We start from the raw sequence: 18,245 nt of genomic DNA on the forward strand, positions 1-18,245 counted from the left end.
ACAATCGGATTCAGACTGCACCCCGGCGTGAAATCCGGATCCTCCAGCAGCTTGAACTTGTCGATCGTGATCACCCAGGCGGCCAGCAGACCCGCCGCACCCGTGACGATCAACATCCACGCGAACGCCCGACCGCCGCCGATCAGTCCCTTGTCCCCGTCCGCCTGCCGGCCGGAGGACACGTCGTCAACCGCTGCAGTCGCCATCCGTCAATCCGTTCCGTTTCTCAGTAGCTGCTGGGGCATGGTCATTCTGCCGTACATCCCCAAGGATCCACCGTTCGGTTGACATAAGGATGGCTGGTTGGGCGTCGCAGCGCACATATGCATGCCGGAAGGCTGGGGCCATGACAGAACTCGCGGTGAACGTAAGCGGCCTGCGCAAGCGATACGGCGATGTGACCGCCGTGAACGGTCTCGACCTGGCCATCCGTCCCGGTGAGGTCTTCGGCATCCTCGGCCCGAACGGCGCCGGGAAGAGCACGACCGTGGAAATCCTCCAGGGCCACCGCTCCCGCGACGCGGGCGAGGTGAGTGTCCTGGGCGCGGACCCGGCGTCCGGCGACCGCCGGTGGCGCTCGCGGGTCGGCATCGTCTGGCAGGACGAATCCGCGCCCGCCGAGTTGACGGTGCGCGAGACCGTGACGCATTTCGCACGGTACTACCCGACGCCGCGGGACCCGGACGAGGTCATCTCGCTGGTCGGCCTCCAGGAGAAGGCAGGCAAGCGGATCAAGGCGCTGTCCGGCGGCCAGCGGCGGAGGCTGGATGTGGCGCTCGGCGTGATCGGCGCTCCGGAGCTGCTGCTGCTCGACGAACCGACGACCGGGTTCGACCCGGCGGCGCGCCGCCGGTTCTGGGAGCTGATCCGGCTGCTGGCCGACGAGGGCACCACCATCGTCCTGACCACCCACTATCTGGAGGAGGCCGAGGCGCTCGCCGACCGGCTGGCCGTCGTCGCGGCCGGGCGGGTGGTCGCCGAGGGCGCCCCGGCCCAGCTGCGTCAGGCGCACGGCGTCGAGGCGACGGTTGCCTGGACGGACCCGGACGGCGCGGCCCGTTCCCTTATGACGGACACGCCGACCCGTACGGTCGCCGGGCTGATGCGGCGCTTCGACGGCGAGATCCCGGATCTGACCGTCACCAGGCCCTCCCTGGAGGACGTCTATCTGGGCCTGATCGGGCAGCGGCAGCGGCAGTCGGCGACAGCGACGGAAGGCGAGAGGCGATGAGCACGTCAACCACCGCAGCCGGCGGGCGCGGCACGGCACAGCAGACTGCCCGTGGCACGCTTCCGGGCGCCTGGCGGCTCGGGCTGGCACGGGGAGCGCTGGAGGTGAAGCAGTTCTTCCGACAGCGGGACCAGGCCGTGTTCACCTTCGCCTTCCCGATCGTGTTTCTCTTCCTCTTCGCGTCGATCTTCAGCGACGACGTGGAGGGCGCGGGCATCACCGCATCGCAGCTCTATGTGCCGGCGATGATCGCGGCGGGCATCATGGCGACCAGCTTCCAGTCGCTGGGCATCTCCATAGCCATCGAGCGGGACGAGAAGCAACTGCGACGGCTGCGCGGCACGCCGATGCCGCCCGCGGCCTACTTCCTGGGCAAGGTGTGGCTGGTCCTGGTCACCGGGCTGCTGGAGGCCGCCGCCCTGCTGGCCGTGGGCACGGTCTTCTACGGCGTCGACCTGCCGACGGACCCCGGCGCCTGGCTGCGGTTCGGCTGGATCTTCCTGCTCGGGCTGACCGGCTGCGCGCTGCTCGGCATCGCCGTCAGCAGCGTGCCGAGGTCCGGGCAGAGCGCGAGTTCCGTGGTGATTCTGCCGTTCCTGGTGCTCCAGTTCATCTCCGGCGTGTACATCTCGATCGACACGATCCCCTCGTGGATGCTGAACATCGGGGCGCTGTTCCCGCTGAAGTGGCTGGCCCAGGGCCTGCGCGGCGTGTTCCTCCCGGAATCGGCCGCGGTGCTGGAGCAGGCGGGCAGCTGGGAGTACGGACGGGTCGCCTTGGTGCTGGGGGCCTGGTGCATCGGAGGATTGGCGCTGTGTCTGATGACCTTCCGATGGAAAAGCCGCCGGGACGGCTGACGGGGCCGGGGAGCACACCCGGGGCGGTGCCCGTCGCGGCACGCGGGCCCCGCCCCGACGCCGAGTGCGGGTCCGCGCCGGGCGAATCGGGCGTCGCCCACGCCTGGAACCGCGGCGTGCGCCTCTGGGACGGGTACTACGCCGTCGTCTGGGTGGCCACGCTCGTCCTCACGCTCGCCTCGTCCCAGCCCTCGCACGCCGTGCGTGTGACGTCCGGAGCGCTCTTCGCGCTGCTCGCCCCCTGGTATGTCTGGGGCGGCGGGCGTGAGCTGATGGCGCTCGGGCAGGACAGCCGCCGCGCCGGGCGGTATCTGACCGGCGCGGGGCTGCTGTTCCTCCCGGCGGCGGCCCTGGCGGGTGAGATGCGGCTCGCAGCCTTCGCTCTGGTGCCGCAGTGCTTCATGCTGCTGCCGACGCGGCCGGCGCTGATCGCGGTGACGGCCATGAACATCGGCCCGGTCGCCGGATGGGCGCTGCTGTGGCGTCCGGACGGCCGGGAGCTGTTCTTCCAGGCGCTGTTCGCCGTCGTCACCCTGGCTTTCTCCGCGGTCTTCGGCAGCTGGATCACCCGCATCATCGAGCAGAGCGAGGAACGTGCGGCGCTCATCGCCGAACTGGAGGCGAGCCGCGAGGAGATCGCCCGCCTGTCCGCGGAACGGGGCGCGCTGGCCGAGCATGAGCGGCTGTCCCGGGAGATCCACGACACGCTCGCGCAGGGCTTCACCAGCCTGCTGATGCTGGTGCAGGCCGTCGACTCGGAGCTGGAGCGGGATCTGCCGCAGGCCCGGCGGCATCTGGAGCTGATGGCCGCCACCGCCCGGCAGAACCTCGCCGAGGCACGTGCGCTGGTCGCCGGAGGCGCGCCCGCGGATCTGGACGGCGGCTCGCTGCCGGACGCGCTGCGCAGACTCGCCGCCCGCCACGGGCCGACCGCCGCCGTGAAGATCGCCGGTTCGGCCCGGCCGCTGCCCGCGGCACTGGAGGTGGTGGCGCTGCGCACCTGCCAGGAAGCACTGGCCAATGTCACCAAGCACGCGGGACCCGACGCCGGGGTGACGATCTCGCTCGAATACGGTGAGACGGAGCTGCGGCTCTCGGTACGGGACACGGGGCGCGGCTTCGACGCCTCGGCTCCACTCGCGGGATACGGCCTCAACGGGCTACATGCCCGGGCCGCGGAGGTGGGCGGCAGCGCGGAGGTCGTCAGCGCATCCGGCCGCGGCGCCGCCGTGTCCATACGACTGCCTGCGCCGGAGCGCCGGCCGCCGGAGCCGGTCCCGGCATCCGCCGACGACAGGAGCCGTCCATGATCCGCATTCTGCTCGCCGACGACCATCCCGTCGTACGGGAGGGCCTGCGCGGGATGCTCGGCGCGGAGCCCGATCTGGAGGTGGTGGCGGAGGCGTCAAGCGGCCCCGAGGCGGAGGCGCTGAGCGCAGAACTGGAGCCGGACATCGTGCTGATGGATCTGCGGATGCCCGGCGGCGGCGGGGTCGAGTCGATCGGCCGGATGCGGGCGGCGGGGCTGCCGTCCCGGGTGATCGTGCTGACGACGTACGAGACGGATTCCGACATCCTCCGGGCGGTGGAGGCGGGCGCGGCGGGCTATCTGCTCAAGGACCTGGCCCGTGCCGAGCTGGCCGACGCGATCCGCGCGGCGGCACGCGGCGAGACGGTGCTCGCCCCCTCGGTGGCCACCCGCCTGGTCGACCAGCTCCGCGGCGGCCGGTCCGAGCTCCCGAGGCTCTCGGAACGCGAGACGGCAGTGCTGCGGCTGGTGGCCGAGGGCTGTACGAACGCGGAGATCGGCCGCCGGTTGTTCATCGGCGAGTCGACGGTCAAGACCCATCTGCTGCGGATCTTCGGCAAGCTGGGCGTCGACGACCGCACGGCGGCGGTGACGACCGCGCTGCGTCAGGGGCTGCTGCCGGAGTGACGATGCGCCCGGGCCCGGGCGGCGGGCTCGGGCCCGGGCCCGGGCGGCGGGCAGGACGGCCGGCGTGCTTCGCCGCAGCCCGCCGTCGCCTCGGCGGGCTCCCCGCCCGGCCGGTCCGCCCGCCTGGCGAGACGCCCTCGGACCGCTGGGAGCGCCCGTCCTTCGACCGCGTCCTCAAGCGCCCCCTGCTTCCTCCCCCGGACTCCTCCCCCGACTGCCACCCCCCGGACTCCGTCCGGGGGCGCCCCTGCGGCGGAGCCCCAACGGCAGCCGGAAGAGCTTGAGGAACGGGGGTCCGGGGCGAAGTCCCCGGGAGCGCGGCTCAGGTCGCGGCCGGGCCGAGCTCCGGCCGCGTCTGTCGGCGGGCGGCCCGGGGCGCCCGCCGACAGGCAGACGCCCCGGACCGGTCCCTGCCGGTCCGGGGCGTCAGACGCCGGGTGGTGTCAGGCCAACCGCGAGGCGAGACGTGAGGCGAGCTTCTCCACGATCGCGTCCAGGGCGACCGGCTCCTGCTCGCCGGACTCCATGTCCTTGAGCTGGACGACCCCCTCGGCGAGGTCGCGTTCTCCGGCCACGACGGCGTATCGCGCGCCGCTGCGGTTGGCGGCCTTCATCGCTCCCTTGAGGCCCCTGCCGCCGAAGGCGAAGTCCGTCGCCACACCCGCCTTGCGCAGGCGGGTCACCACGTCGAACAGCACGCGTCGGGCCTCCTCGCCGAGCGGCACGGCGAACACGCTCGTGGCGGCGGGCAGGTCCAGGGCGATGCCCTCCGCCTCCAGCGCCAGGACCGTGCGGTCGACGCCGAGCGCCCAGCCGACCGACGGCAGCGCGGGGCCGCCGATCATCTCGGAGAGGCCGTCGTAGCGACCGCCGCCGCCCACCGCCGACTGGGAGCCGAGGCCGTCGTGCACGAACTCGAACGTGGTGCGCGTGTAGTAGTCGAGACCGCGCACCAGCTTCTCGTCGTCCTCGAAGGCCACACCGGCCGCGGTGAGCAACTCCCGCACCTGGGCGTGGTAGTCCCGGCACGCCTCGCACAGCGAGTCCCGCAGCAGCGGCGCGCCCGCCAGCTGCTTCTGCACCTCGGCGCGCTTGTCGTCGAGGACCCGCAGCGGGTTGATCTCGACCCGCCGCCGGGTGTCCTCGTCCAGGTCGAGTCCGCGCAGGAAGCCCTGGAGCGCCTCGCGGTAGACGGGGCGGCACTCCTTGTCGCCGAGCGAGTTGAGCAGGATGCGGAAGCGGCGCAGACCCAGCGAGCGGTACGCCTGGTCGGCCAGGATGATCAGCTCGGCGTCGAGGACCGGGTCCTCCGCGCCGATCGCCTCCGCGCCGACCTGCGAGAAGTGGCGGTAGCGGCCCTTCTGGGGGCGCTCGTAGCGGTAGTACGAACCCGAGTACCAGAGCTTGACCGGCAGATTGCCGGCCTTGTGGAGGTTGGCCTCCAGCGCCGCGCGCAGCACGGAGGCGGTGCCTTCGGGGCGCAGCGCCAGCTTGTCGCCGCCCTTGGTCTCGAAGGCGTACATCTCCTTGGTGACGATGTCGGTGGATTCGCCGACGCCGCGCGCGAACAGTTCGACGTTCTCGAATCCGGGCGTCTCGGCATAGCCGTAGCCCGCGTTCCGCAGCGGTGCGGAGATGGCCTCGCGCACGGCGAGATAGGTCGCGGAGGACGGCGGAAGGAGATCGTAGGTGCCCTTGGGGGCCTGGAAGGTACTCACGTGGAAGTCTCTCGTCACATTCCTCGTCGGGGAGCGGCGGCGCTCCCGAGGCCGGCGGCGACGTCCCGCAGATACGGGTTGGTCGCACGCTCACGGCCGATGGTCGTCTGGGGGCCGTGGCCGGACAGCACCACGGTCGAGTCGTCGAGCGGCAGGCACACCCGTGCCAGGGACTCGAGGATCTCGGCGTGGTCGCCGCCGGGCAGGTCCGTGCGTCCGATGGAGCCGGCGAAGAGCAGATCGCCCGAGAAGAAGACCGACGGGATGTCCGCCGTCTCGGGCATCTGGAAGGTCACCGACCCCTTGGTATGGCCGGGCGCGTGGGCGACGGAGAAGTCCATCCCCGCGAGGCTCAGCGTCGCGCCGTCGGCGAGTTCCTGGACGTCGTCCGGCTCCCCCACGGTCAGCTCGCCCATGAGCGTCATGCCGATGGAGCGGCCGAGCGCCTTTTCCGGGTCGCTCATCATGTAGCGGTCGGCGGGGTGGATCCACGCGGGCACGTCATGCGCGCCGCACACCGGGACGACGGAGGCGACATGGTCGATATGGCCATGGGTGAGCACGACGGCGACGGGCTTGAGCCGATGCTTCTTCAGCGCTTCCTCGACTCCCTGGGCGGCCTGGTGGCCCGGGTCGATGATCACGCACTCCTCGCCTGCGGCCGGGGCGACCAGATAGCAGTTGGTCCCCCAGGCCCCGGCGGGGAACCCGGCAATAAGCACGTTCGTCCTTCGCTTGTCGTCCGACGGGAATGTCGCAGATCCTGCCGCGAGTGCTGTCGAGGGTGGGATTGCAACAGCTCAGAGCCTACCGGCGGTGCTCGTCCCACAGCCAACCCGTATACCGTACGGGCACAGTCGGCCGGACAGACCGCCAGACCCAGCAGAAGGAGAACACCCGGTGGCCAGCAGCGACCAGCGGCGGCGGGAGCTCGCCCGGAAGAAGTACGAGCGCCAGCAGCAGCGACGTGCCGAGGCGCGCAGGAAGGCGAGGCGGCGCAATGCGGTGATCGCCGCTGCGCTGGGCGTGGTGCTGGTCGGCGGCGTCGTCGCCGCCGGCGCGGGATGGCTGTCCGATGACGGGGGCAAGGACGGGGAGACCGTCGCCGACACCCCCGGCAGCACGCCGTCGGCGGAGCCCACGCCGAGCGAGAGCGGTTCGCCGGAGCCCGAGATGGCCATCGACCAGAAGGGCAAGTACACCTTCGCGATCGAGACGAACGAGGGTCCCGTCTCGATCGCGATGGACGCGGCGAAGACCCCGCACACGGTCAACTCGTTCAAGGCTCTCGCAGACAAAGGTTTCTTCGACGGCACGAAGTGCCACCGGCTGACCACGCAGGGCATCTACGTGCTGCAGTGCGGCGACCCCCAGGGTGACGGCACGGGCGGCCCCGGCTACACGATTCCCGACGAGAACCTGGACGCGCTGGGCAAGGCGGGCGAGGACGGGCAGGTCACCTACCCGGCGGGCACGGTCGCGATGGCCAACACGGGCGCGCCGGACTCCGGCGGCAGCCAGTTCTTCCTGGTCTACAAGGACAGCAAGCTGACGCCCACGTACACGCCGTTCGGCACGATGGACAAGGACGGGCTGAAGCTCGTGGAGGACGTGGCGAAGGCCGGAGTCGAGGGCGGAGCGTCGGACGGCGCCCCGAAGAAGCCCGTCACCATTGAGAAGGCGACCGTCCCCAAGGCGTGAGGCAAAGGCAATTTCGGTCGCGCTGAGTGCGGACAGCCGGGCGGCCGGTCGCCTAGATTGGCGTTGTGCAGCGTGGTCTGGAACCGCGCTGCGGAGGGCGGGCGAAGCCCGCTCCGGGACACTGTGGACGATGCGCGAGGGTGTACCCCCTCGCAGGCATCAGGTTGAGGAGGCGCTGTGAGCAGCGACCCGTGGGGCCGCGTCGACGAGACGGGCACCGTGTACGTGCGTACTGCCGAGGGCGAGAAGGTCGTCGGATCGTGGCAGGCGGGCTCTCCCGAGGAGGCCCTGGCCTATTTCGAGCGCAAGTACGAGGGCTTGGTGGTCGAGATCGGCCTCCTCGAGCGGCGAGTGAAGACCACCGATCTGTCGGCCAAGGACGCCATGACGGCCATCGACCATCTGCGCCAGCAGGTGGACGAGCACCATGCGGTGGGCGACCTGGAGGCGCTGGGCAAGCGCCTCGACACACTGGTCGAGACGGTGGACAAGCGCCGCGAGGAGCGCAAGGCGCAGAAGGCCAAGCAGCACGAGGAGGCCAGGAAGTCCAAGGAGTCCCTGGTCGCGGAGGCCGAGGAGCTCGCGCAGAGCGAGCAGTGGCGGGCTGCGGGCGAGCGGCTGCGGAGCCTGGTGGACACCTGGAAGGGCCTGCCGCGGCTGGACCGCAAGTCCGACGACGAGCTGTGGCACCGCTTCTCGCACGCCCGCTCGGCGTTCTCCAAGCGCCGCAAGGCGCACTTCGCCGCGCTGGACGCCCAGCGCGAGGAGGCGCGCAAGACGAAGGAGAAGCTGGTCGCGGAGGCGGAGGCGCTGTCCGGCTCCACCGACTGGGGCGGCACGGCGGCCCAGTACCGCGAGCTGATGGCCCAGTGGAAGGCGGCGGGCCGGGCGCAGCGCGAGGCGGAGGAGGACCTGTGGAACCGCTTCCGGGGCGCGCAGGACATCTTCTTCGCGGCGCGCAGCGGGGTCTTCGCCGAGCGTGACGCCGAGCAGGCCGAGAACCTCAAGCTGAAGGAGGAGCTGGCCGCCGAGGCGGAGAAGCTGCTGCCGGTTACGGATCTGAAGGCCGCGCGGGCGGCGTTCCGGTCGGTCAACGAGCGCTGGGAGGCCATCGGCCATGTCCCGCGCGACGCCCGTCCCAAGGTCGAGGGCCGTCTCCACGCGGTGGAGCGCGCCCTGCAGGAGGCCGAGGAGAAGGAGTGGCGGCGCACGAACCCGGAGGCGCGGGCCCGCGCCGAGGGTCTGACCGGCCAGCTCCAGGCCGCGGTGGACAAGCTCCACGAGCAGATCGACGCGGCGCGGGCGGCGGGCAACAGCGCGAAGGCCGAGAAGCTGGCGAAGGAGCTGGAGGGCCGCCGGGCGCTGCTGGACCAGGCGCTGAAGGGCCTGGAGGAATTCGGCGGCTGACTCTTCGTTTCTCGGGGGCTCGGCCCCCGGACCCCCGGTCCTCAGACGCCGGACGGGCTGGTTTCGGCTGGCCCGTCCGGCGTTTGCCTGCCCTGCCTGAGCCCCGCGGAACACCCGGCGGCGGGCCCCCGGCCCGGCGTCGTACAGTGACGCCACGGTGGCCCCCACGGGCCGCGGCCCGCCGGCGCACCGGGCGCCGCGCCCCATGACCCGCACGGCTCCCAGGGCCCCGCCAGTACACACAGGCGCCGCACCCCATGACCCGGTGACCGGCGGGCAACGACCCGGTGGCCGGTGGGCAACTCGGTCCAAGCGGCGCGAAGGTGCCGCGCCACGTGCCCCGGCGCGCGGCCCGGCCCGGCGGCCGCCGACTGCGACGCGAGCGGGGGCAGCCCCGCACAACCCCCTCCCCTGGAGGGGTATCGGGGGCGGAGCCCCCGGAGGGGGTCTGGGGGCGGAACCCCCGGCTACGGCAAGGGGCGAGCCGGGTGGGGAAGGAACCGCCTGACGCCTACGGCCGCCTCGCCGACGTCACCCGGTACACGTCGTACACCCCTTCCACACCCCGCACCGCCTTCAGCACATGCCCCAGGTGCTTGGGGTCCCCCATCTCGAAGGTGAAGCGCGACGTGGCAACCCTGTCCCGCGATGTCTGGACCGCCGCGGAGAGGATGTTGACGTGCTGGTCGGACAGCACGCGTGTGACGTCCGACAGCAGCCGGGAGCGGTCCAGCGCCTCGACCTGGATGGCGACCAGGAAGACCGACGACTGCGTCGGGGCCCACTCGACCTCGAGGATCCGCTCGGGTTGCTGGGACAGCGAGTCGACGTTCACGCAGTCCGCCCGGTGGACGGAGACGCCGCTGCCGCGGGTGACGAAGCCGATGATCGGGTCGCCGGGCACGGGCGTGCAGCAGCGCGCCAGCTTGACCCAGACGTCTTCGACGCCCTTGACGACCACGCCCGGGTCCGCGCTGGAGCGCCGCTTGGTGCGGCCGCGGGAGGGCGGGGCGGCCTCGGCGATGTCCTCGTTGGCGGCCTCCTCGCCGCCCAGCGCCTGCACCAGCTTCTGCACGATCGACTGGGCGGTGACATGGCCTTCGCCGATCGCCGCGTACAGCGAGGAGATGTCGCTGTACCGCATCTCGTGCGCCAGCGTGACCAGTGAGTCGCCGGTGAGGATGCGCTGGATCGGCAGGTTCTGCTTGCGCATGGCGCGCGCTATCGCGTCCTTGCCCTGCTCGATGGCCTCGTCGCGCCGCTCCTTGGAGAACCACGCGCGAATCTTGTTTCGGGCGCGCGGCGACTTGACGAAGCCCAGCCAGTCGCGGGACGGCCCCGCGCCCTCGGCCTTGGAGGTGAAGACCTCGACGAGATCGCCGTTGTCGAGTGTCGATTCGAGCGGCACCAGGCGGCCGTTGACCCGTGCGCCTATCGTGCGGTGGCCGACCTCGGTGTGCACCGCGTAGGCGAAGTCGACGGGCGTCGCCCCGGCCGGCAGCGCTATGACGTCGCCCTTCGGCGTGAAGACGAAGACCTCGTTGCGGGACAGGTCGAAGCGCAGCGACTCCAGGAACTCCGAGGGGTCCTCGGTCTCCTTCTGCCAGTCCAGCAGTTGCCGCAGCCACGCCATGTCGTTGACGGCGTCCTTGTCCTTGCCGGAACCCTTGGGCACATCGGTGCGGATCTTGGACGCTCCGGCGACCGCCTCCTGCTTGTACTTCCAGTGCGCGGCGATGCCGTATTCGGCGCGGCGATGCATGTCGAAGGTGCGGATCTGCAGTTCGACGGGCTTGCCGTTGGGGCCGATCACCGTGGTGTGCAGCGACTGGTACATGTTGAACTTCGGCATCGCGATGTAGTCCTTGAACCGGCCGGGGACCGGGTTCCATCGCGCGTGGACGGTGCCGAGGGCGGCATAGCAGTCGCGGACCGTGTCGACGAGGACGCGGATGCCGACCAGGTCGTAGATCTCCGCGAAGTCACGCCCGCGGACGATCATCTTCTGGTAGACGCTGTAGTAGTGCTTGGGCCGTCCGGTGACGGTGGCCTTGATGCGGGCGGCGCGCAGATCGGCCTGGACCTCGTCGGTCACTATGGCCAGATACTCGTCGCGCTTGGGGGCACGCTCGGCGACAAGCCGGACGATCTCGTCGTACATCTTGGGGTAGAGGATCGCGAAGGCGAGGTCCTCCAGCTCCCACTTGATGGTGTTCATGCCCAGCCGGTGGGCCAGCGGGGCGTAGATCTCCAGGGTCTCGCGGGCCTTCTTCTCCTGCTTCTCCCGCTTGAGGTAGCGCATCGTGCGCATGTTGTGCAGCCGGTCGGCGAGCTTGATGACCAGGACGCGTGGGTCCTTGGCCATGGCGACGACCATCTTGCGCACGGTCTCGGCCTGCGCGGCCTCGCCGAACTTGACCTTGTCCAGCTTGGTGACGCCGTCGACGAGGAGGGCGACCTGGTCGCCGAAGTCACGCCGCAGCGTGTCCAGGCCGTACTCGGTGTCCTCCACGGTGTCGTGCAGCAGCCCGGCCATCAGGGTCGCCGGGTCCATGCCAAGCTCGGCGAGGATCGTGGTGACGGCGAGCGGATGGGTGATGTACGGGTCGCCGCTCTTGCGCTTCTGACCCCGGTGCCAGCGCTCGGCGACCTGGTAGGCGCGCTCGATCTGGCGGAGCGTGGAGGTCTCGATCTTGGAGTCGTTGCTGCGGACGATGCGCAGCAGCGGTTCGAGGACCGGGTTGTACGGGGAGGAGCGCTGGACGCCCAGCCGGGCGAGGCGTGCGCGCACCCGGTTGGAGGAGCCGCCGGACCGGGTGGCGGATGGAGGCGCGGGCCGGCCGGCCGGTGCGGACCCGGCCGGCGGCGTCGGCTTGGGTGCGGTGAGCGGGGAGAGTCGCTGGGCGCGCTCGGGCGTGGCCGGTGCGGGCTTGGCGGCCTTCGCAGCCGGCTGGTTCTTGGGCGTGACAGGGGCTGCCGCGGCCGTCTCGGCCTGCTGGTCGGGCTGCGCGGCTGCGGACTGGGCCTCGTCTGGCAAGAGCGCTCCTCGTGCGGTTCCGGGTCCCCCGGACAGGCCCCGGAAAGGCCATGGTATCGACCTCGGGCGTCCCTCTCGCCCCGGGACCGGAGGGTGGACACAACGCACGACGGGCGCCTGGGTGTTCCCAGACGCCCGTCCAGATCCGGCGACAGCGGTTCGTCCGCAGGTCAGAGCGTGATCAGGGCCTCCAGCGGGGCCCCGCGCAGCGCGGCCTGGAGCCGGGCCCTCCCACCGAGGAAACCGATCTCCATGAGCACCGAGACCCCCGCCACGTCGGCCCCGGAGCGGCGGATCAGCTCCAGTGACGCCTCGGCGGTGCCGCCGGTGGCCAGGACGTCGTCGATGACCATGACACGGTCGCCCTCGACCAGGTCTTCGGCGTGCACTTCGATCTCGGCCGTGCCGTACTCCAGCTCGTACGCCTGGGACAGCGTCGCTCCGGGGAGCTTGCCGGCCTTGCGTACGGGGATGAAGCCCAGCCCCGCGCGGACGGCGACCGGCGCGCCCAGGATGAAGCCCCGGGCCTCCAGGCCCACGATCTTCGTCGCCTGGTGCCGGGTGCACAGGTCGGCCAGTGCGCCGGTCAGGGCGGTGAAGGCCGCCGGGTCCGCCAGCAGCGGGGTGATGTCCTTGAACAGCACCCCCGGCTTCGGATAGTCCGGCACGTCCCGGATGCGGCTGAGCAGCAGCTCACGCGGCGATCCCGGCGATCCCGGAGCGCCCTTTGGCGCGGTGGCGGTCATGGGCGCTTCCGTGCGGACCGGCTGACCTTGCGCTGGCCGACGACCGCTCCGGCGGGCACGGCGTCCGCGGGGGCCTGCACGCCGTCGCCGTCCGAGGCGTCCGCCGCCTCGCCCTTGGCGCGCTTGGCGAGCACCCGCTTCTTCAGCGCCTTCATCTGCGGGTCGCGTTCCTTGAAGTCGGCGACCAGCGGGGTGGCGATGAAGATCGAGGAGTACGCGCCGGCGGCGAGGCCCACGAAGAGGGAGAGCGAGATGTCGTTCAGCATGCCCGCGCCGAGGACGCCGCCGCCGATGAACAGCAGGCCGGCGACCGGGAGCAGCGCCACGACGGTGGTGTTGATCGAGCGGACCAGCGTGGCGTTGAGGCTCCGGTTGGCGATCTCGCTGTAGGTCCAGCGGGTCTGCTTGGTGATGCCGCGGGCCCCTTCCTTGAGACCGTCGAAGACGACGACGGTGTCATAGAGGGAGTAGCCGAGGATCGTCAGCAGACCGATCACGGTGCCGGGCGTGACCTCGAAGCCGACGAGCGAGTAGACGCCGACGGTGATGGTGAGGTCGTGGATCAGGGCGATCAGCGCGGCGAGCGCCATCCGCCATTCGAAGGCGATGGCCAGATAGAGCACCACCAGGATCATGAAGACGGCGAGGCCGGTCCATGCCTTGTTGGCGATCTGTGCGCCCCAGCTCGGTCCGACCAGCTCCGCGTTGATCTTCTCCGCGGGGACGTCGAGGTCGTCGGCGAGGTCCTGCTTGACCCGGTCGGCCTGCTGGGTGTCCAGCTCGGCGACCTGGATGCGCAGGCTGCCGTTGCCGAGCTTCTGGACGATCGCCTCGTGGCCGGAGGCCTCGGTGGCGGCTTCCTGGGCGTGGGAGACGGAGGCCGTGGTCTTCGGGGTGGTGAAGACCGCGCCGCCCTCGAACTCGATGCCCATGTTGAGGCCGCGCACCGCCAGGCCGACGATGGCCGTGATGGTGATCAGGATCGAGATCCCGTACCAGAGCTTCCGCTTGGCGACGAAGTCATAGCCGACCTCGCCGTTGTAGAGACGGGCGCCGAGGGTGCCGAGTCGCGACATCTCACGCCTCCTTCGGGTCGACGGTGGCGGGAGCGGTGCGACGGGACCGGCGCAGCGGAGGCTTGACGCCGAGCCGCTTCGGGTCCAGTCCGGACCAGGGGTGGCCGTTCGCGAAGAACTTCTTCCGCGCCAGGATCGTCATGATCGGCTTCGTGAAGAGGAAGACGACGACCACGTCGAGCAACGTGGTCAGTCCGAGCGTGAACGCGAAGCCCTGCACCTTGCCCACCGTGACGATGAACAGCACCGCGGCGGCCAGGAACGACACGAAGTCGGAGACCAGGATCGTGCGCCGGGCGCGCGGCCAGGCGCGCTCGACGGCCGGGCGCAGAGTGCGGCCCTCGCGGATCTCGTCCCGGATGCGTTCGAAGTACACGATGAACGAGTCGGCGGTGATGCCGATCGCGACGATGGCGCCGCAGACGGCGGGCAGGTTCAGCGCGAAGCCGATGCCGGGCCCGAGCAGCGACATGATCGTGTAGGTGAGGACCGCGGAGACCATGAGGCTGAGGATCGCGATCAGCGACAGGCCGCGGTAGTAGACCAGCAGATAGATCACCACGAGGGCCAGGCCGATGGCGCCGGCGATCAGGCCCGCTCGGAGCTGGTCGCCGCCGAGGGCGGCGGTGACGGTGGTGACGCTCTGCTCCTCGAAGGACAGCGGCAGGGCGCCGTAGGACAGGATGTTGCCCAGTTCCTTGGCGGAGTCCTGGTCGAAGCTGCCGGTGATCTCGGCGCTGGCGCTGAGGGTGGTGTTCACCTGGGGTGCGGAGGCCACCTGGCCGTCGAGGACGATGGCGAACTGGTTCTGCGGGGACGGCTGCTGCGAAAGCCGGCCGGTGATCGTCTGGAACTTCTTGGAGCCGTTGTCGGTGAACTCCATCTGGACGAGCCAGATGCCGCGGGTCTGGTCGAAGACGCCCTGGGCGTCGTCGACGTCCTTGCCCTCGACCTCGGCCGGGCCGAGGATGTACTTCAGCCACACGCCGTCCTGCTCGCCGCAGGCGAGGGCGTAGTCGGCGGGCTTGACGCCGTCGCCGAGGGTGCTGCGGACCTTCTCGTCGGTGCAGTCGAGCTTGGCGAAGCGGTCCTGGAGCTTGGCGATGGCGTCCGCGTCGCTGGCCGGCTTCTCCGACGGCTTGGGGGAGGTCGGCTCCGACGGCTTGGGGCTCTCGGAGGACTTCGCGTCACCCGACGCGGACGCGTCCGGCGACGGCGTCTCGTCCTTCTTCAGGGCGTCGGTCACCGCACGGCCCTGGGTGGTGGCGGTCGCCGTGGGGGTCGCGGAGGGCGAGGAGGCCGTGTCGCCGGCCTTGTCCCCCGCCTTTTCCTCGCCTGCCTTCTCCCCGTCCTTGTTGCCGTCCTCGGCCTTGTCCTTGCCGTCCTCGGCCTTGTCGCCGGGAGACGCCGAAGGACTGGGGGAGGTCTCGGGGGCGTCCGCGCCGCTCCCGGTGACGGTGAGTACCGGGCGGAAGTACAGCTGGGCGGTGGTGCCGACCTGCTTGCGGGCCGTCTCGGAGTTCGTGCCCCGCGGGATGTTGACGATGATGTTGCGATCGCCCTGGGTCTGCACCTCGGCCTCGGAGACGCCCAGACCGTTGACACGGCGCTCGATGATGCCGACCGCCGTCTTCATATTGGTCTCGTTGACGGCGTTCTCTTTGCCGGGCTGGCTCTTGGCCTCAAGCGTGATGGTCGTACCGCCCGCCAGGTCGATGCCCAGACGCGGCGTGAGCTGACCCGCCCAGAACATGCCGCCTGTGAGCGCGACCATGACGATCAGGATGAACGCCAGGGCCCGCCCCGGCTTCCCCTGCGCCCCCGCGGGCCTTCGGCCCCTGTTCGGTGCTGCCACCTTCTCGTTTCTCCCTGTCCAACCGCCCCGCGCCGGAATGTGTGCGGGGCGGCCACGAAATCTAGTGGGGACCTGCCCCCGCAGACGTCGGCACAGCCGGGGACCGCCGGGCGCCGGTGGGCAGCCCTGCGGTCCCCGGGACGCGGTTACTTAGCGTCGTCCGCCGTGTCGTCGCCGGCCTTGCCGTCCTTGGCGGCGGCGTCCTTGGATACGGCCTCCCCTGCCGGCTCCTTCGCCTTGTCCGCCTCGTCCCCCGCGCCGTCGGCCTCCGGCTTCTTGCCGAGGTCGATCTTGGCGTCCTCCGCCTCGGTCTCCAGGTCGGTCAGCGAGGACGCGTCGTCCGGCACGATCGTGCCGTCCGTCTTGGGGTCGTCGCCGTGGACGATGCGGTTGTACTCATCGTCGGCGAGGACCGCGCCGATGGCGTTCTTCGCGTATACGGCGTGCACGCCGGGAGCGACCTCAAGGAGGACCATGTCGGCGTGCACCTCCTTGACGGTGGCGTACATCCCCCCGATCGTCCGTACGCCGGTGCCGGGCTGCATCTGGTCCCGCATCGACGCAGCCTGCTGCTGCTTCTTCTTTGCGGAGCGGGTCATCAGGAACATGGCCCCGATGAGCACGATGAAGGGGAGGAGGGTCACGATATCCACGGGACGGAATTCCTTCGCACGACCGCGCTGGTGAGCGGCCTGATCTACGGGGGTGGGCGTGCCGGCCCGGAAGGTCGGCATCGGCGGAGTCTAAGCGAGTCCGCATCAATGGAACAACGCCCAGCATCGCACCCTGGTTCCTGCCCGGGCGAGTCTCCTCGCCGTCACGTCCCGAACAGCCCCTGTTGTCCGCCTGCACCGGGAGGCTGCTGCGGCGGCACGAGACCGAGGTGGGTCCAGGCGGCGGGGGTGGCGACCCGGCCGCGCGGGGTTCGGGCCAGCAGCCCCTCCCGTACCAGGAACGGCTCGGCCACCTCCTCCACCGTCTCGCGCTCCTCCCCCACGGCCACCGCCAGCGTTGACAGACCCACCGGCCCCCCGGAGAACAGGGTGAGCAGCGCCTTGAGCACGGCCCGGTCCAGCCGGTCGAGACCGCGGGTGTCGACCTCGTAGACCCGCAGCGCGGCCGCGGCGACATCCCGGGTGATCACGCCGTCGGCCTTCACCTGGGCGTAGTCGCGCACCCGGCGCAGCAGCCGGTTGGCGATACGGGGCGTGCCGCGCGAGCGCCCGGCGATCTCGGCCGCGCCGTCCCCTTCTATGGTCACGTCGAGGAGCTGCGCCGAACGGTGAACGACCCGCTCCAGCTCCACCGGCTCGTAGAACTCCATATGCGCGGTGAAGCCGAAGCGGTCGCGCAGCGGCGGCGGCAGCAGTCCGGCCCTGGTGGTCGCGCCGACCAGGGTGAACGGGGGCAGCTCCAGCGGGATGGCGGTGGCTCCCGGGCCCTTGCCGACGATCACGTCGACGCGGAAGTCCTCCATCGCCATGTAGAGCATCTCCTCGGCGGGCCGGGACATGCGGTGGATCTCGTCGAGGAAGAGGACCTCGCCCTCCTGGAGGGAGGACAGGATCGCGGCCAGATCGCCGGCGTGCTGGATGGCGGGGCCCGAGGTGATCCGGATCGGGGCGTTCATCTCCGCCGCGATGATCATGGAGAGGGTGGTCTTGCCGAGGCCGGGCGCGCCCGACAGCAGAACGTGGTCCGCGGTGGCGCCGCGGGCGAGGGCTGCCTTGAGGACCAGATCGAGCTGTTCGCGCACCCGCACCTGGCCGACGAACTCGTCGAGCGACTTGGGCCGCAGGGCGGCCTCGACCGCCTGGTCCTCTCCGTCGGCGGCGGCGCCGACGAGCCGGTCGGCGGTGAGTGCGCCGTCGGGGGCCTCGGCGGGGGCCGCCGTGTCGTCCCAGTTCACTGGATGATCACCTCGTGCGGTTCAGAGTCTGCAGGGCGGCCTTGAGGAGCCGGCCCACCTGCGGCTCGCCCTCCGCCTCCTCGGCGTGCGGGGCCACGGCCACGACCGCTTCGTCCGCCTCGCGGGCGGCATAGCCGAGACCGATCAGCGCGGCGTGCAGCTGGTCGCGCCAGGACGAGGCGGCCGCCGCCGCTGCGCCCTGGCGGCCGATGTGCGCGCCGGCCGGCTCGCCGAGCCTGTCCTTCAGCTCCAGCAGCAGCTTCTGCGCACCCTTCTTCCCGATGCCGGGGACGGCGGTCAGTGCCTTCTCGTCGCCTGTCGAGACGGCCAGCCGCAGCGCGTCCGGGCTGTGGACGGCGAGCATCGCCTGGGCGAGCCGCGGCCCGACGCCGCTCGCGGTCTGGAGCAGTTCGAAGACCTGCCGCTCGTCGTCGTCGGCGAAGCCGTAGAGGGTGAGTGAGTCCTCCCGGACGACAAGGGACGTGGCGAGCCTGGCCTCCTGACCGACCCTCAGCTGCGACAGCGTGTCGGGCGTGCACTGGACGGCCATGCCGACGCCGCCGACCTCGATCACCGCGGTGGTCGGTGCGAGTGCGGCCACCGGGCCGCGTACAAAGGCGATCATGCGGTACGGCCTTTCGCTGTGTGCGTGGTCGGGCTGGTGGGCGAGGCCTGGTCGGCGGGTGCCGCCTGGAGTCCGGGCCCGTCGGCGGGCCCGGGCTCGCCCGCCGCGGCCGCGGGGGCCGCCGCCGGCCCGCCGGGCGCGGCCCGA

The 18,245-nt window shown here is 71.2% G+C and carries 15 protein-coding genes and 1 pseudogene; 6 read left to right on the forward strand and 10 right to left on the reverse strand.

What is annotated here, in order from left to right; all coding sequences use genetic code 11:
* A pseudogene (locus QCN29_RS35050) lies at nucleotides 1-206 on the reverse strand (vitamin K epoxide reductase family protein); the annotation flags it as partial.
* A 140-nt stretch (nucleotides 207-346) separates the two neighbouring features.
* On the opposite strand from QCN29_RS35050, the gene QCN29_RS35055 reads away from it, so the two are divergent.
* Genes QCN29_RS35055 through QCN29_RS35070 form a run of 4 tightly spaced genes read left to right on the forward strand, consistent with a single transcriptional unit; the run spans nucleotide 347 to nucleotide 4,024 of the window.
* Complete coding sequence (locus tag QCN29_RS35055; protein ID WP_279933252.1) at nucleotides 347-1,231, forward strand: ABC transporter ATP-binding protein; 885 nt, start codon at nucleotides 347-349, stop codon at nucleotides 1,229-1,231.
* Nucleotides 1,228-2,088: an ABC transporter permease gene (locus tag QCN29_RS35060; protein ID WP_279933254.1), complete on the forward strand. Its 861-nt coding sequence runs from the start codon at nucleotides 1,228-1,230 to the stop codon at nucleotides 2,086-2,088. Before QCN29_RS35055 ends, QCN29_RS35060 begins: the two co-directional genes overlap by 4 nt.
* Nucleotides 2,046-3,398 carry a sensor histidine kinase gene (locus QCN29_RS35065; protein WP_279933255.1) on the forward strand — a complete coding sequence of 451 codons (1,353 nt, stop codon included), beginning with the start codon at nucleotides 2,046-2,048 and terminating at the stop codon, nucleotides 3,396-3,398. The genes QCN29_RS35060 and QCN29_RS35065 overlap by 43 nt, the downstream gene beginning before the upstream one ends.
* Nucleotides 3,395-4,024: a response regulator transcription factor gene (locus tag QCN29_RS35070; RefSeq protein WP_279933257.1), complete on the forward strand. Its 630-nt coding sequence runs from the start codon at nucleotides 3,395-3,397 to the stop codon at nucleotides 4,022-4,024. Before QCN29_RS35065 ends, QCN29_RS35070 begins: the two co-directional genes overlap by 4 nt.
* Before the next feature lie 443 nt (nucleotides 4,025-4,467).
* On the opposite strand, the gene hisS is transcribed toward QCN29_RS35070, so the two are convergent.
* Both hisS and QCN29_RS35080 read right to left on the reverse strand, forming a co-directional pair.
* Complete coding sequence (gene hisS, locus QCN29_RS35075) at nucleotides 4,468-5,742, reverse strand: histidine--tRNA ligase (RefSeq protein ID WP_279933258.1); 1,275 nt, start codon at nucleotides 5,740-5,742, stop codon at nucleotides 4,468-4,470.
* 14 nt (nucleotides 5,743-5,756) lie between these two features.
* Nucleotides 5,757-6,464: an MBL fold metallo-hydrolase gene (locus tag QCN29_RS35080; RefSeq protein ID WP_240140029.1), complete on the reverse strand. Its 708-nt coding sequence runs from the start codon at nucleotides 6,462-6,464 to the stop codon at nucleotides 5,757-5,759.
* Between the two features lie 178 nt (nucleotides 6,465-6,642).
* On the opposite strand from QCN29_RS35080, the gene QCN29_RS35085 reads away from it, so the two are divergent.
* Together QCN29_RS35085 and QCN29_RS35090 are read left to right on the forward strand one after the other, a co-directional pair.
* Nucleotides 6,643-7,443, forward strand: coding sequence for a peptidylprolyl isomerase (locus QCN29_RS35085; RefSeq protein WP_279933260.1), 801 nt, complete (start codon nucleotides 6,643-6,645; stop codon nucleotides 7,441-7,443).
* A 177-nt stretch (nucleotides 7,444-7,620) separates the two neighbouring features.
* Nucleotides 7,621-8,850, forward strand: a complete 1,230-nt coding sequence (locus QCN29_RS35090) for a DUF349 domain-containing protein (protein ID WP_279933262.1) — start codon at nucleotides 7,621-7,623, stop codon at nucleotides 8,848-8,850.
* Nucleotides 8,851-9,361: 511 nt separating this feature from the next.
* Here QCN29_RS35090 and QCN29_RS35095 read toward each other — a convergent pair.
* From QCN29_RS35095 to ruvA, 7 genes are all read right to left on the reverse strand, one after another.
* Nucleotides 9,362-11,887, reverse strand: a complete 2,526-nt coding sequence (locus QCN29_RS35095) for a RelA/SpoT family protein (RefSeq protein ID WP_279933264.1) — start codon at nucleotides 11,885-11,887, stop codon at nucleotides 9,362-9,364.
* Between the two features lie 170 nt (nucleotides 11,888-12,057).
* Nucleotides 12,058-12,633 (reverse strand): adenine phosphoribosyltransferase, encoded by a 576-nt coding sequence (locus tag QCN29_RS35100; protein ID WP_279933266.1) that lies wholly within the window; start codon nucleotides 12,631-12,633, stop codon nucleotides 12,058-12,060.
* On the reverse strand, nucleotides 12,630-13,709 hold the full coding sequence (secF, locus tag QCN29_RS35105) for a protein translocase subunit SecF (RefSeq protein WP_279933267.1): 1,080 nt from the start codon (nucleotides 13,707-13,709) through the stop codon (nucleotides 12,630-12,632). Before secF ends, QCN29_RS35100 begins: the two co-directional genes overlap by 4 nt.
* 1 nt (nucleotide 13,710) lies before the next feature.
* The gene (secD, locus tag QCN29_RS35110) at nucleotides 13,711-15,564 is read right to left on the reverse strand and encodes a protein translocase subunit SecD (protein WP_279933269.1); all 1,854 of its coding nucleotides are present in this window, start codon (nucleotides 15,562-15,564) and stop codon (nucleotides 13,711-13,713) included.
* Nucleotides 15,565-15,710: 146 nt separating this feature from the next.
* Nucleotides 15,711-16,217, reverse strand: coding sequence for a preprotein translocase subunit YajC (gene yajC / locus QCN29_RS35115; protein ID WP_279933270.1), 507 nt, complete (start codon nucleotides 16,215-16,217; stop codon nucleotides 15,711-15,713).
* A gap of 164 nt (nucleotides 16,218-16,381) precedes the next feature.
* Nucleotides 16,382-17,473, reverse strand: a complete 1,092-nt coding sequence (gene ruvB / locus QCN29_RS35120) for a Holliday junction branch migration DNA helicase RuvB (RefSeq protein ID WP_279933271.1) — start codon at nucleotides 17,471-17,473, stop codon at nucleotides 16,382-16,384.
* A gap of 7 nt (nucleotides 17,474-17,480) precedes the next feature.
* Entirely contained in the window at nucleotides 17,481-18,098 is a 618-nt protein-coding gene (gene ruvA, locus QCN29_RS35125; RefSeq protein ID WP_279933272.1) for a Holliday junction branch migration protein RuvA, read from the reverse strand.
* Between the last annotated feature and the right edge of the window lie 147 nt (nucleotides 18,099-18,245).

The sequence above is a fragment of the Streptomyces chengmaiensis genome, assembly GCF_029846775.1.
Taxonomy (GTDB): Bacteria; Actinomycetota; Actinomycetes; order Streptomycetales; family Streptomycetaceae; genus Streptomyces; species Streptomyces chengmaiensis.

Excerpts from the sequence above, each read along its gene's own strand:
- QCN29_RS35055 (WP_279933252.1), top strand. The coding sequence starts at position 347 with ATGACAGAACTCGCGGTGAACGTAAGCGGCCTGCGCAAGCGATACGGC.
- QCN29_RS35060 (WP_279933254.1), top strand. The coding sequence starts at position 1,228 with ATGAGCACGTCAACCACCGCAGCCGGCGGGCGCGGCACGGCACAGCAG.
- QCN29_RS35070 (WP_279933257.1), top strand. The coding sequence starts at position 3,395 with ATGATCCGCATTCTGCTCGCCGACGACCATCCCGTCGTACGGGAGGGC.
- QCN29_RS35100 (WP_279933266.1), bottom strand. The coding sequence starts at position 12,633 with ATGACCGCCACCGCGCCAAAGGGCGCTCCGGGATCGCCGGGATCGCCG.
- secF (WP_279933267.1), bottom strand. The coding sequence starts at position 13,709 with ATGTCGCGACTCGGCACCCTCGGCGCCCGTCTCTACAACGGCGAGGTC.
- ruvA (WP_279933272.1), bottom strand. The coding sequence starts at position 18,098 with ATGATCGCCTTTGTACGCGGCCCGGTGGCCGCACTCGCACCGACCACC.